The sequence below is a fragment of the Rhodococcus sp. FW305-130 genome (genome assembly GCF_058788335.1).
In genome coordinates this window covers 253,317-266,282 of the sequence record NZ_JBYTAP010000008.1, presented here as the reverse complement: position 1 = coordinate 266,282, position 12,966 = coordinate 253,317, and the positions used below count along the sequence as shown (strand labels likewise).

General features: G+C 62.8%; 16 protein-coding genes. 7 read left to right on the top strand and 9 right to left on the bottom strand.

Going from position 1 to position 12,966, the window contains the following annotated elements; genetic code table 11:
- Positions 1 to 38 precede the first annotated feature (38 nt).
- The 3 genes from AC3WQS_RS24895 to AC3WQS_RS24885 are packed head-to-tail and all read left to right on the top strand — an operon-like array spanning position 39 to position 2,268.
- Entirely contained in the window at positions 39 to 839 is an 801-nt protein-coding gene (locus tag AC3WQS_RS24895; protein ID WP_492712435.1) for a crotonase/enoyl-CoA hydratase family protein, read from the top strand.
- Complete coding sequence (locus AC3WQS_RS24890) at positions 836 to 1,696, top strand: EamA family transporter (RefSeq protein WP_020906830.1); 861 nt, start codon at positions 836 to 838, stop codon at positions 1,694 to 1,696. Before AC3WQS_RS24895 ends, AC3WQS_RS24890 begins: the two co-directional genes overlap by 4 nt.
- 44 nt (positions 1,697 to 1,740) lie before the next feature.
- Positions 1,741 to 2,268 carry a gamma carbonic anhydrase family protein gene (locus AC3WQS_RS24885; RefSeq protein WP_003941993.1) on the top strand — a complete coding sequence of 176 codons (528 nt, stop codon included), beginning with the start codon at positions 1,741 to 1,743 and terminating at the stop codon, positions 2,266 to 2,268.
- Positions 2,269 to 2,308: 40 nt separating this feature from the next.
- Here AC3WQS_RS24885 and AC3WQS_RS24880 read toward each other — a convergent pair whose 3' ends face one another.
- From AC3WQS_RS24880 to AC3WQS_RS24850, 7 genes are all read right to left on the bottom strand, one after another.
- A complete protein-coding gene (locus tag AC3WQS_RS24880) occupies positions 2,309 to 3,295 on the bottom strand; it encodes a pirin family protein (RefSeq protein ID WP_029254865.1) in 987 nt (328 codons plus the stop codon).
- A gap of 20 nt (positions 3,296 to 3,315) precedes the next feature.
- On the bottom strand, positions 3,316 to 3,789 hold the full coding sequence (locus AC3WQS_RS24875) for a MarR family winged helix-turn-helix transcriptional regulator (RefSeq protein WP_019744297.1): 474 nt from the start codon (positions 3,787 to 3,789) through the stop codon (positions 3,316 to 3,318).
- On the bottom strand, positions 3,776 to 4,870 hold the full coding sequence (locus tag AC3WQS_RS24870; RefSeq protein WP_477994092.1) for an LLM class flavin-dependent oxidoreductase: 1,095 nt from the start codon (positions 4,868 to 4,870) through the stop codon (positions 3,776 to 3,778). The genes AC3WQS_RS24875 and AC3WQS_RS24870 overlap by 14 nt, the downstream gene beginning before the upstream one ends.
- Positions 4,871 to 5,017: 147 nt before the next feature.
- Complete coding sequence (locus tag AC3WQS_RS24865; protein ID WP_003942006.1) at positions 5,018 to 6,550, bottom strand: DHA2 family efflux MFS transporter permease subunit; 1,533 nt, start codon at positions 6,548 to 6,550, stop codon at positions 5,018 to 5,020.
- A complete protein-coding gene (locus AC3WQS_RS24860) occupies positions 6,547 to 7,017 on the bottom strand; it encodes a MarR family winged helix-turn-helix transcriptional regulator (RefSeq protein WP_003941890.1) in 471 nt (156 codons plus the stop codon). Before AC3WQS_RS24860 ends, AC3WQS_RS24865 begins: the two co-directional genes overlap by 4 nt.
- An 89-nt stretch (positions 7,018 to 7,106) precedes the next feature.
- The gene (locus tag AC3WQS_RS24855; protein WP_070384960.1) at positions 7,107 to 8,072 is read right to left on the bottom strand and encodes an NADPH:quinone oxidoreductase family protein; all 966 of its coding nucleotides are present in this window, start codon (positions 8,070 to 8,072) and stop codon (positions 7,107 to 7,109) included.
- Positions 8,073 to 8,151: 79 nt separating this feature from the next.
- Entirely contained in the window at positions 8,152 to 8,808 is a 657-nt protein-coding gene (locus tag AC3WQS_RS24850) for a TetR/AcrR family transcriptional regulator C-terminal domain-containing protein (RefSeq protein WP_492712434.1), read from the bottom strand.
- A gap of 65 nt (positions 8,809 to 8,873) precedes the next feature.
- Here AC3WQS_RS24850 and AC3WQS_RS24845 point away from each other — a divergent pair, with 65 nt between their 5' ends.
- Both AC3WQS_RS24845 and AC3WQS_RS24840 read left to right on the top strand, forming a co-directional pair.
- Positions 8,874 to 9,863, top strand: coding sequence for an NAD(P)-dependent alcohol dehydrogenase (locus tag AC3WQS_RS24845; RefSeq protein WP_492712433.1), 990 nt, complete (start codon positions 8,874 to 8,876; stop codon positions 9,861 to 9,863).
- 44 nt (positions 9,864 to 9,907) lie between these two features.
- Positions 9,908 to 10,666, top strand: a complete 759-nt coding sequence (locus AC3WQS_RS24840) for an acyl-[acyl-carrier-protein] thioesterase (RefSeq protein WP_492712432.1) — start codon at positions 9,908 to 9,910, stop codon at positions 10,664 to 10,666.
- Here AC3WQS_RS24840 and AC3WQS_RS24835 read toward each other — a convergent pair.
- Positions 10,663 to 10,863 carry a hypothetical protein gene (locus AC3WQS_RS24835; protein WP_003941897.1) on the bottom strand — a complete coding sequence of 67 codons (201 nt, stop codon included), beginning with the start codon at positions 10,861 to 10,863 and terminating at the stop codon, positions 10,663 to 10,665. The two genes, AC3WQS_RS24840 and AC3WQS_RS24835, sit on opposite strands and share 4 nt — an antisense overlap.
- A gap of 73 nt (positions 10,864 to 10,936) precedes the next feature.
- Here AC3WQS_RS24835 and AC3WQS_RS24830 point away from each other — a divergent pair, with 73 nt between their 5' ends.
- On the top strand, positions 10,937 to 11,434 hold the full coding sequence (locus AC3WQS_RS24830; protein ID WP_007728426.1) for a SixA phosphatase family protein: 498 nt from the start codon (positions 10,937 to 10,939) through the stop codon (positions 11,432 to 11,434).
- Positions 11,435 to 11,447: 13 nt separating this feature from the next.
- Here the strand turns inward: AC3WQS_RS24830 and AC3WQS_RS24825 are convergent, their stop codons facing one another.
- On the bottom strand, positions 11,448 to 12,455 hold the full coding sequence (locus AC3WQS_RS24825) for an LLM class flavin-dependent oxidoreductase (protein ID WP_492712430.1): 1,008 nt from the start codon (positions 12,453 to 12,455) through the stop codon (positions 11,448 to 11,450).
- Positions 12,456 to 12,543: 88 nt separating this feature from the next.
- Here AC3WQS_RS24825 and AC3WQS_RS24820 point away from each other — a divergent pair, with 88 nt between their 5' ends.
- Positions 12,544 to 12,930, top strand: a complete 387-nt coding sequence (locus AC3WQS_RS24820) for a glyoxalase superfamily protein (protein ID WP_003942070.1) — start codon at positions 12,544 to 12,546, stop codon at positions 12,928 to 12,930.
- The last annotated feature ends 36 nt before the right edge of the window (positions 12,931 to 12,966 follow it).

Genomic DNA, 12,966 nt, shown 5'->3' with positions numbered 1-12,966 from the left:
AGACTGAGCTCAACTGCCATCGACTACCAGGAGCACCCATGAGCGACGCCGTACTGATCTCGCGAACCGGCGATGTGGTCACGTGGACCCTCAATCGCCCGGACACCCGCAACGCGATCTCCGAGATCGACATGATCGAGGCCCTCGAAGACGCGGTCACCGCAGTCAACCGAGATCAGAGTGTGCGAGCGGTCATCCTCACGGGGGCCGGGTCGGCTTTCTCCTCCGGCGGCAACGTCAAACACATGCGAGACAAGGAAGGCATGTTCGGTGGTGCTCCCGGCGAGATCCGCCAGGGCTACCGGCACGGCATCCAGCGCATTCCGCTCGCGCTGTACACATGTGAGGTGCCGACCATCGCAGCCGTCAACGGCCCGGCCATCGGAGCGGGCTGCGACCTCTCCCTCATGTGTGACCTCCGCATCGCCTCGACCGCCGCAGTCTTCGCCGAGAGCTTCGTCAAGGTGGGACTCATCCCCGGCGACGGCGGAGCCTGGCTGCTCCCCCGCACGATCGGCAACGCCCGCGCCGCCGAGATGGCGTTCACCGGCGAACCCATCGATGCTGCGAAGGCACTCGACTGGGGTCTGGTCTCGCAGATCACCGAACCCGAGGAATTGCTTTCCGCAGCGCACGCTTTGGCAGCTCGAGTAGCCGCCAATCCCCCGCAGGTACTCCGCATGACCAAGAAACTCCTCCGCGAAGGCCAGCACCAGAGCCTCGAGAGCCTGCTCGAACTCTCGGCCGCCATGCAGTCGATCGCCCACCACACCCGAGATCACCACGAAGCCGTCGCCGCGATGCTCGAGCGTCGAAGTCCCGAGTTCACCGGAGAATGAAGGCGGGCAGTCAGCTACTGCCGGTCGGCGCGGTCCTCACCTCGATACTGTCGCTCCAGTTCGGAGCGGCATTCGCGACGACATTGTTCTCGCAGATCGGGCCCGCCGGAGCCACGACGCTGCGGCTGACGATCGCTGCGATCATCCTCGGCGTCATCGTCCGTCCGCGATGGAGCAGGTGGTCGAACCGGCAACGCAAAGGCATCTTCGCGCTGGGCATCGCCCTCGCCGTGATGAACGGCGCCTTCTACCTCGCCCTCGACACGGTGCCCATCGGCACCGCCGTCACCATCGAGTTCCTCGGACCGCTCACCCTGGCCGCAGTTCTGTCTCGTCGGTGGGCCGACGGAGCGTGGGTACTGCTCGCCTTCGGCGGAGTGTTGCTGCTCGGGTTAGGCGATCACGGCGAATCCGGATTGGACCCGATCGGGGTGATGTTCGCGTTGATCGCCGCGACTGCGTGGGCCGGCTACATCGTGGCCGGTTCCCACCTGGCCGCGACGCTCCCGAGCGCCGACGGGTTGGCAGGCGCAAGCATCGTCGCAGCCGTATTGACGCTCCCCTTCGGCGTTGTCTCGGGCGGAAGCGAACTGCTGGATCCGAAGATGCTCGCCGCAGGCGCCGCCGTCGCCATCCTCTCGTCCGTCATCCCGTACAGCTTGGAAATGTGGGCGCTGCGCTCCTTGGCCAAGAAGGTCTTCGCGGTCCTCATCGCCCTCGAACCGGCAGCGGCCGCACTGGCCGGAGTCCTCGTGATCGGGCAAACGCTCGACGCTTTCACACTCGTCGCCATCGGACTGGTGGTGACCGCGGGTGTCGGGACGGTAGTCATGAATCGAAAGTCCACACCGAAATAGTCCAGGTACCGTCAGAGCACGTCATTCCAACGCACAGGAGAACCATGACCAACCCGATCATCGCCACCGTTCTCGGTAACACCCCGCAGATCGACGAAAGTGCATTCATCGCACCCAACGCCACCGTTGTCGGCGCTGTGACCATCGCTGCGGGAGCCAGCATCTGGTACGGCGCGGTTATCCGCGGCGACGCCGAATCGATCTCCATCGGCGCTGACACCAACATTCAGGACAACTGCACCGTGCACGCCGACCCGACGTTCCCCGCAGTGCTGGGCGAGCGAATCTCGGTCGGCCACAACGCAGTGCTGCACGGGTGCACCGTCGAAGACGACGTTCTCGTCGGTATGGGTGCCGTGGTGCTCAACGGCGCACACATCGGTTCGGGATCACTGATTGCAGCCGGTGCGGTCGTGTCTCAGGGGATGCAAATCCCGCCTGGATCACTGGTCGCCGGCGTGCCCGCCAAGGTCAAACGTGAACTCTCCGAAGGCGAAAAGGCCGGTATCACCGCCAACGGCGCCGGCTACATCATGCTCGCGAAGGCTCACCAGGACATCGAACAGGCCTGATCGAGACGATGCTCGCGGCTGGCAGCAGCAACAGCAGCGACTAGCCTCGGGGCCGCAACGTACTGTTCGGCAACTCGGGTGCCGGGAGCGCCGGGCCGTCGTATCCCGGCACGACGCCGAAACGCTGGTCCGGGACGCTGCCGTCGAATCCGGAGGCCAGCTCGGCCTGCCACTTGCGTCGATACTCGACGATCTCTTCGTGGGTACGACCCATGAAGTTCCACCACATGATGACCTGCTCGCCCAACGGTTTCCCGCCGAGAAGTAGCAGTCGAGCCGGTTCGGATCCCGGATTGCGCAAAGTCAGTTTTCCGAAACCTGGTGCTTGATAACCCAACTCGGCCCAGCCGACGGTGGTACCACGCAGAACAACCGATCCTTGATCGACGATCACGCCGTGCTCATGTGAACGATCGACATCGAGGGCGATCTCGGCCCCAGGATCGAGAATCACCTCGGCACCGAGCAATTCGGTGAAGGTAGACACCGGAGACGTGTCACCGGCGAGCGAGCCGAGGAACACACTGAGCGTGGCACCATCGGTGGTCACCGGCTCCGGTCGATAGTGAACGAACGCGGGTGCGGTATCGCGTGCCGCATCCGGCAGCGCCACCCACAACTGCATCCCGTGCAGAACCTTCGTATTCGGCGTCGACACTTCGGAGTGCGCGATCCCACTCCCGGCCGTCATCAAATTCAGTTCACCCGGCCGCACCATCGCATGGGAACCGATGCTGTCACGGTGCTCGATCTCTCCGGTGAACAGCCAACTCACCGTTTGCAATCCGGTATGCGGATGCGGCGGCACATGCATGCCCGGTCCTGAGCCGACGTCATCCGGACCGTAATGATCGGCAAAACACCATGCCCCGATCAGCGAACGCTCGCGTTGCGGAAGGGTGCGACGCACTCGCATCGCCCGCGGGCCACCGAGCGGTACGTCGCGCGGGGTGAGAATCTGAATCTCGCTCTCCGCCGGATGGCCTTCGCATTCCTGCTCGACGGGCTGCGCTTCGAGGTTGCTCATATCGTCCATCCTGCCTCTAGTCATGACTGCGCGAGACGCAGACGCGTGCACAATTCGGCCAACAGTCGAAGTTCATCCGCGTCCAGGGCCGGTCCGACGTGGCGACGAATGCTCGCCGCATGACGGCGACCCACTGATTTCTGCAGCGCTGCACCCGCTTCGGTGAGCTGCACGATCGTTCCGCGGCGATCCTGTGGATCAACACTTCTCGATACCAGACCTTCGCCCTCCAACCGTTCTACCAGGCGGCTGAGCGACGGCTGGCTCAACAGGATCTCGCGATTCAGATCATGCAGGCGAAGTGAACTACTCGGTGTGAGGCTCAATGTGAACAGCACGTCGTACTCGCGCATCGACACCTGATCCCAGACGTCGTCGGCAGAGAGCCGCCGCAGTACCGACACCTGGGCGCGAAACAAGGCTTCCCAGGCGTCGGTGGCGAGTTCGGTGGTGCTGACCGGAACCTCAGGCGGTTGCTCGTCAGGCAGTGACACTGCTTGCCTCACGAGCCGCCTTCATCGACGCGTGAGTGGGCGGGTTGTCCGGCACATGTGCGGGCCGCCTGGCCGCGAACTCACGGCGCAGAACCGGAACAACTTCCTCACCGAGCAGATCGAGCTGCTCGAGCACCGTCTTGAGCGGCAGCCCGGCGTGATCCATCAGGAACAGCTGGCGCTGGTAATCACCGAAGAAATCGGCAAACGCCAACGTCTTTTCGATGGCCTGCTCAGGGGAACCGACGGTCAGCGGCGTCTGTTCGGTGAACTCTTCGAGTGAGGGCCCGTGGCCGTACACCGGAGCATTGTCGAAATACGGACGGAATTCCTTGACCGCGTCCTGACTGTTCTTGCGCATGAAGACCTGACCACCGAGACCGACAATCGCCTGATCCGCGGAGCCGTGGCCGTAATGCTCGTAACGCTGGCGGTAGAGATTGATCAGCTCGATGTAGTGCTCTTTCGGCCAGAAGATGTTGTTCGCGAAGAATCCGTCGCCGTGATACGCCGCGATCTCCGCGATCTCGGGGCTGCGGATCGAACCGTGCCACACGAACGGCGCGACGCCGTCCAGCGGGCGCGGGGTGGACGTGAATCCCTGCAGCGGTGTGCGGTACTCCCCTTGCCAGTTCACGACCTCCTCGTCCCAGAGCCGGCGAAGAAGTTGATAGTTCTCGAGCGCCAACGGGATACCGGCGCGAATGTCCTTGCCGAACCACGGGTACACCGGCGCGGTGTTTCCGCGTCCCATCATCAGATCGACACGCCCCTCAGCGAGGTGTTGAAGCATCGCGTAGTCCTCGGCGATCTTCACCGGGTCGTTGGTGGTGATCAGCGTCGTGGACGTGGAGAGCGTGATCTTCTCGGTCTGGGCCGCGATGTATCCGAGCATCGTGGTCGGAGATGACGGCACGAACGGCTTGTTGTGGTGCTCGCCGGTCGCGAAGACGTCGAGACCGACTTCCTCGGCGTGCTTGGCGATGGTCGTCATGGCCTTGATGCGCTCGTGCTCTGTCGGGGTCTTACCCGTCGTGGGATCAGTGGTGACGTCACCGACCGTGAAGATTCCGAACTGCATGGTTGCTCCTCCGCGAACTAGATCCATGCGTTTGCATGTAACTGATCAAACATTCAACCATCCAGCTGTATTCCACGGCAAAAAGATGAGGGCGGCACACAAGATGTGTGCCGCCCTCATCTGGACAAACGATCTACCGAAAAGCGGTCAGTGCATAACGATCGGCGTTGCCGTCTCGCCCTCGGCCACCGGCCTGGTGGTCTTGCTCCGCGGCAGGAAGAACGCCGGGATGAGGGTCAGGACGATCAGCACAGTGGCAACGAGGAAGGTGTTGCCGAAGGCATCCGACGCCGCACTGAGAATCGAATTCGCAGCAGACTCCTGCGGACTTCCCGGCTCGGTCGGAATGTGCGACGCCGCACCGACCATCGTCGTATCGAGGCCACGATCGAGAAGCTGGTTGGTCAAGACCACCGACATCACGGCGGTACCGATCGAACCTGCGGTCTGCTGAACGATGTTCATCAGAGTGGAGCCGCGAGCGATCTGCTCGTTGGAGAGCGTCACGATAGCTGCGGTCATCAGCGGCATCATGGTGCAACCCATACCGAGGCCCATGACGAACAAGGCGCCCATCAGCAGCCACGTCGGGGAATCCGAGGCAACCTGTGTGAACACACCCAAACCGATGAGAATCAGCGGCAAACCGGTCAGGACGATCTTGCCCGGGCCGATCTTGTCGACCAGTCGACCAGCGATCGGCATGGTGACCATAGCGCCCAGACCCTGTGGAGCCATCAACAATCCGGCCGCGAGCGTGGTGTGCCCGCCGACCTGAATGAAGTAGCTCGGGAACAGCAACCCGGCGCCCATGAACGCGACGATGAACAGCGACGTCGTGATGACGGCGGTGGTCAACTGACGGTTCTTGAACAGGTGCAGGTCGATCAGCGGGTGATCCTTGTTGAGCGCGTGGAACACGAAGGCGATGATCAGTGCCAGACCGATACCGGCAGACACCAGAACCCGAGCCGACGCAACGGTTCCCACCTCAGGGATGGACGACACACCGAACAGGAACAGCGCCAGGCCGGGCGACAGCAGGATCATGCCGAGGAAGTCGAAGGACTCCGAAGGCTTCGCCTTGTCGGACGGCAGAATGATGAACGCAGCAGCCAGAGCGATGATGCCGATCGGCAAGTTGATCAGGAAGATCCAGTGCCAGCTCGCGGCCTCGATCAGCCAACCACCGAGAATCGGCCCGCCGATAGGACCGAGCAGCATCGGGATACCGAGAACTGCCATGACACGACCGACACGGTCCGGACCGGCGGCCCGGGTCATGATCGTCATACCGAGCGGCATCAACATGCCGCCGCCGAGACCCTGGAGCACGCGGAAGCCGATGAGCGAGGTGATGTCCCACGCCATCGCACAAGCGACCGAACCGAGCACGAACAGCACCAGGGCCGTCATGTACAGGCGCTTGGTGCCGAAACGGTCGGCAGCCCAACCGGTAACCGGAATGACCGTCGCCAAGGCGAGCGTGTAGGCCGTCATCGTCCACGCGACGGTGGCGTACGAAGTTTCGAAGTCCTCGGCAAAAGTGGTGAGCGCGACGCTCACCACGGTTACGTCGAGAATCGACATGATGGCGCCGAGCACCACCACGGAAGCGATCTTGAGGACCGCCCCGTCAAGTTTGTCGGACGCCGGTGCCGGCGCGTTCGGCGATGTCATCGCGAAGTCTCCTGGTTAAGTGCTCGCAGATAGTCACCCGCGAGAATGGGCTTGAGAGCCTCGAACAAACGAATCCGCTCTGGCTCAGGAACACGCGACGCGAATTCGCGAAGCTGGCCGCGCTTGCACTCGATGTGGTTGGTCGTCACCTTACGACCGGCCTCCGACAAGGAAACCCGCTTGACGCGTCGGTCCCGCTCGTCTTCACGGCGATCGACCAGACCCATGTTCACGAGCTGATCGATGTTCCGCCCCGTAGCTGCCACCGAGAGCCGAAGCTCGTCGGCAACCTCGTTGATCGGGATCGCCGCATCACGTTGTGCAAGTACGAACAGCACACGCACCTGAGAGAACGAGAGATCCAGTTCGATCAACGCATCGATCGACTCCGAATCACCGGCGCTCATCAGGCGAGTGAACAACTCGTCGAGTGCTCCATACAGGTCATCAGAATCGGAAGCGATCACCTGGCAAATGGTAGTGCGGTTGCAACTATTGCCCAAATGAAAACATGTTGCAACTTATTATTTGGTGAGCACCATCACGTTGCGAAGAATCATTCCTGCAGCAAGATGGCCTTTCCGAGAACTTTGCCGCTTTCGAGATCAGCCAGGGCAACTGCTGCTTCGGCAAGCGGATACCGTGCCTTGACCAGCGGACGCAAGCCGTTCCGGACGTGTTCTACCAGCGATGCATGCACCTCGGCTACCGCTTCGGGATTGGTGCGCGTGAACTCGCCCCACGCCGCGCCGACAATGCTGATATTGCGGAACAGCACCCGGTTCACCTTGACCTGAGGAATGCCGCCGCCGGCAAAACCGATAACCACAAGACGCCCCTCCGGCGCCAGAACCCGGACCGCGTCGTCGAACGCATCCCCGCCTACCGGATCTACCACGATCTGAGCGCCGACGCCGTCGGTCAGTTCCCGAATCCGCTCTCCCCATCCCGGAGCCAGCGCGACAACCTCGTCGGCACCGAGCTCACGCAAGAAGTCCTCGACGCCTTCGCGTCGTACCACGGCGATCACCCGAGCGCCGTGCGCCTTGGCCAGCTGGATGGTTGCCGTTCCGACTCCGCCCGCAGCGCCGAGCACGACGACCGTCTCCCCCGCGACGATCTTCGCGCGACGAGCCAGCGCGAACTCCATCGTCTGATAGTTGATGATCAGAGAGGCCGCCTCGTCGAAGGCGAGTCCGTCCGGAATTCGGAGTACCTGCGCCGGGTTGACGGCAATCCGCTCTGCATAGCCGCCCAGATACGCGGCCGCGAGAACACGATCGCCCGGAGCGAAACCCGACCCTTCCGGCGCGGAGACCACGACGCCCGAGATCTCTGCGCCGGGAATGAACGGCGGTTCCGGGCGGATCTGATACTTGCCGTAGGTGATGAGTAGGTCCGGAAAGCAGACGCCACTGGCCTTCACATCGATGAGAACAAGACCTTCGGCTGCGGGCTCGGGAACCTCCTGCGCGACAATTCCTTCGGGACCGGACAGTTCCGTAACCACCATGGCGCGCACAGAAAGCTCCTCTTCGGGACATCTGAAGTCTGGACCGGTAACCCGGTTTTCTCGACTTTAACCCGGTACTCACGTCAGATCATCGTTCGCTCCCGATGTGCAGACGTTCGAGTCCGTCGAGAATCAGATCAAGACCGAAAGCGAATTCGGCGGCGTAGCTGTATCCCGGAGCTAGGACGTGCTCGGTGGTCAGCTCGGCCAGGTGCGGATACTGACCGCTCTCGAACGAGCCCATGATCGCCTTCGCCAGTTCCGTCGTTTCCTGCGCTGTTTCGAACGGCAAGCTCACCTCTTGCAGCACGAAGCCGTAGATGTACGCATCCATGATCGAAAAGGCATGCGCAGCAAGGGCGACCGGAAAGTCGGCAGCGCGTAGTGTTCCGATGACGGCGTCGTGGTGGCGCAGGGTCGCGGGACCAGGCGTCGTTCGAGACTCCATCAACGGAGTTGCCCACGGGTGCCTCCCCAGCACCTCCCGAGTCGATACCGCTCGCGCGTGAACTTCCGTTCGCCACGGCAGTCCCGGCGTCGGAAGATCGATCTCCGCAAAGACCGCGTCGACCATTCCGTCGAGCAGATCCCCCTTGTCCGAAACATGGTTGTACAGAGACATCGCCTCGACGCCCAGTTCGGTCCCCAGCTTCCGCATGGTCATCGAATCGATTCCGACGGAATCTGCAAGCGCCACGGCAGCGCCTACAACGTGATCTCGGGTCAATCTTGTGCGCTTCTCCACATTGACAGAACTTACACCGTAAGTGCAATACTTACGGTGTAAGCATTCGACGAACGGAGACTCGCATGCCGCAGGAACTGATGACCGCCGTCGTACAGGATCGCTACGGCGAAGCCGACGTTCTCTACTTCGACCACATTCCGCGCCCCACTGTCGCCGACAACGAAGTGCTGATTCGCGTCGAGGCCGCGTCCGTCGACCGCGGGGCATGGCATCTCATGGCCGGACTGCCATATCCGTTGCGCCTCGCGGGTTTCGGGCTGCGCAGACCTGGGAACCGGGTCCGCGGACTGGACGTGTCCGGCCGAGTCGAGGCCGTCGGCAGTTCGGTGACCCGCGTGGCAGTCGGCCAGGAGGTATACGGGATCGCGGTCGGTTCGTTTGCGGAGTACGCGTGCGCACTCGAGACGAAGATTGCTGCAAAACCTGCCCGGTTGTCGTTCGCACAGGCAGCAGCGGTGCCGGTCTCCGCCCTCACAGCGCTGCAAGCCGTGCGCGACCACGGCCGCGTGCAGGCCGGGCAATCCGTCCTCGTTCTCGGTGCATCCGGTGGCGTCGGGATCTACGCGGTGCAGGTGGCGAAAGCCATGGGCGCGCTCGTCACCGGCGTATGCAGCACCTCGAAAACCGATACCGTCCGCTCCCTCGGTGCCGACGAGGTTCTCGACTACCGCGTCGACGACGCCACCGACGGATCGCATCGGTACGACGTCATCATCGACACCGGCGGCAACCGCCGACTGCGAGATCTTCGACGGGCGCTCACACGCACCGGAAGGCTCGTGATCGTGGGCGGCGAGAACGGCGGACGGTGGCTCGGCGGAATCGATCGCCAAATCCGCGCACTGTGCTTGTCTCCGTTCGTATCTCAGAAGCTCGGGTCTTTGATGGCTTCGGAGAACGCCGAGGATCTGGAGGTGCTGACCGCAATGATCGACGCAGGTGTCATCACCCCGGTGATCGACTCCGTTCATCCCCTTGCCGACACCGCCGTCGCCGTGGCACGAATGGTCGACGGTTCCGGCTGCGGAAAGCAGATAATCGCCACTCGCTGAAAAGCCTGACAGAATCGGCTCACTCCAGCGAACAGGAATCTCACGTGAACCCAGATCTCACGCTCGCGCCGCAGCCAGACAGAGGACCGATCTTCGTCAAGTCCCGCCCGGTCCGTACCGGCGACATCGACGTCGCCAAGCAGGTCAGGCTCGACGCCGTCGCCCGTTATCTGCAGGACATCGGCAACGACAACATCGAAGCCGCCGGCGCCATCGACACTCATCCGCTCTGGATAGTGCGTCGTACGGTCGTCGTTGTCGTACGCCCGGCGATCTGGCCGGAAGAGTTGACGATGACTCGCTGGTGCTCCGGCTTCTCCACGAGATGGGCGAACATGCGCGTGCGCTTCGACGGCAGCAACGGCGCGCTGATGGAAACCGAAGGCTTCTGGATCAACATCAGCGCCGAGTCGGGCATGCCCACGCGGATGAGTGACGACTTCATGCGGCCGTTGGAAGAATCCACCGACGAGCATCGCCTGAAGTGGAAGCGTGTCCTCGCCGAGAACGCACCGGAGGCGGACGACGCGGGTGTTCTGGACACGCCGTTCGCTCTGCGCGCCACGGATATCGACCCGTTCGACCACGTCAACAACGCCGTCTACTGGCAGGCAGTCGAAGAGGTCCTCAGCGCGCGCACCGAACTGCGTACAGTTCCGCATCGAGCACTGATCGAGTACCTCTCCCCCATCGTCTCCAGCGACGACGTCGTCCTGCGCAGCCGCGTCGACGACAAGACCGTCACGGTCTGGTTCCTGGTCGGCGAAGCGCTCCGCGCAGTTGCGCAGGTGAGCGCCCTCTAACGCAGTTTCTGGGTCGCGACAGCCGCGACACCGAACACCAACGCAAGAAGAATCGCGGCCCAGAAACCGAAGAGCCACCACACCACGCCGAACACGACCACTGCCGGGGCAACGGTGATGAAAGCGATGGTGGGGCTTTCGCGTACCACCTCGAGTGCAGTTCGGGCATTAGTTCGATCGAGCTTCTTACCGGCCATCGAAAACCTCCTTCAAGGTCCTGACCATCCAGAGTAACCGGACTGACGGGCACAAAGCGGATACCGTGAACGCATGGCCGACCACCGCACCCTCGTCCTCATGCGACACGGCAAGTCCAGCTACCCCGAGGGCATCCGTGATCACGAGCGTCCGCTCGCCGAACGGGGCCTGCGTGAGGCCCGCATCGGCGGCGAATGGATCCGCGAAAACGTCCCGCCCGTAGACGCCGTTCTGTGCTCCACCTCCCGGCGGACCGTCGAAACCCTTGCCTCGACGGGAATCGAAGCTCCCGCCGGATTCGAGAAGTCCATCTACGGCGGCTCACCCGCAGACGTCATTGCAGCTGCGCGAACCACGTCCGACCACGTCAAGACGCTCCTGATCGTCGGACACGAACCCGGAATTCCCTGGACTGCACTCGATCTCGCATCGAACGAAAACTCCGAAGCGGCCCAACGTATCCGCGACAAGTTCCCGACTTCGGCGATCGCCGTCCTCTCCGTACCGGTGCCGTGGACCGAACTCGACGACTCCGTCGCCACTCTGCTCGAGTTTCACGTGCCCCGTTAGATCAACCACACCGCTAAAGCACCTCACGTAGCAGTCGGTCCGAAAGTGCAAGCGTGTCACGGTCGTACGTCGACGTCGACGCCAGCACTTCGTCGGCACCGGTCCGCTCGGCGAGATCGTGAAGCTGTTGTTTCACCTCGACAGGTGTGCCGTGCAGCGCCGACGCCATGAACGACTCGATACGTCTGGCATTTCGATCACTGCGCGGGGCGCGCCTGATCTCGTCCGGCGACGCGAGCGGCGGAAACTCCCCCGTCCGTGACGATTCTGCGAGCGCGTATGCCTCCGGGATCAGCAACTCACGCGCCGCGTCGGTGGTATCGGCAACCGCCACTTCGAGAGAAACCACCACATAGGGTTCGGGATGAGCGTCGGTGGCCCGGAAAGCTCGGCGGTACTCGTCCAATGCCTCCACCCGGTCGGTGCTCCCGGTTCCGAGTATCGGCCCACCCACGACCACCGGAAGCCCGAGCTGCGCTGCCACTTTCAGACCTGTACGCGTCGCGAGTACGAAGATCGGCACCCCGGTCTCCGACGCCGGCCGTGCCGTCACTGCCGCGGATCCGTCCAGATAGCGCCTCACCTCTTCGAGATCGGACGCAAACGTGTCCGGAGCATCCTTGCTCCGTCGTAGTGCCTGACGAACAGGTTCCGTGAATCCCAGCGATCGGCCGAGGCCGAGATCGATTCGCCCCGGGTACAGAGCCTCCAGCATCAAGAACTGCTCGGCGACGATCAGCGGTTGGTGATTCGGCAGCATGACCCCACCGCTCCCGAGTCTGATATCGCGCGTATGCGCTCCGATCGCGGCAAGCAGTACTGCCGGCGACCCGCTCCCGATCCCGGGCACCGCGTGATGCTCGGCCACCCAGAACCGGTGGTAGCCGAGAGCGTCGGCGTGCGCGGCGCGTTCGACGGAATGCGTCAGAGCTGCGGAGTCGGGGTATCCGCTCCTGGTTCGGGATCGGTCGAGCAGTGAGAGAAGCACTCTCGGAGCAACAAGGAATTCGGAAAGTTTCATCCGGGCGCCTAATGAGGACCGTTTCTGACCGCAATCCCCGCAACACTGGACCTGTCGCCGGAATCCACCATCACATGAAGGGCACGTCATGGACATCAAGCTCGAACTGGTCGCCATTCCCGTCACCGACATCGACCGCGCCAAGGACTTCTACGTCCGCCTCGGCTTCAACGCCGACCACGATCACACGGTCAGCGAGGACCTGCGCTTCGTCCAGCTGACCCCACCCGGTTCGGCCTGCTCGATCTGCATCGGCAAGGGAATCACCGACGCCGAGCCCGGTTCCGTCGTCGGCATGCAGGTAGTGGTCAAAGACATCGAAGAGGCTGAGCGCGAGTTCAAGAGCCGCGGCATCGACATCAGCCCGATCGACGACCAGGCTTGGGGCCGATTCATCTACTTCGCCGACCCCGACGGCAACAAGTGGGCAGTCCAGGAGATCGTCATCCCGGACCTCAGCGGCAGCAACTCCTGAAGCGAGCGAGATGAAAAATCCCCCCACCTCTTTCGA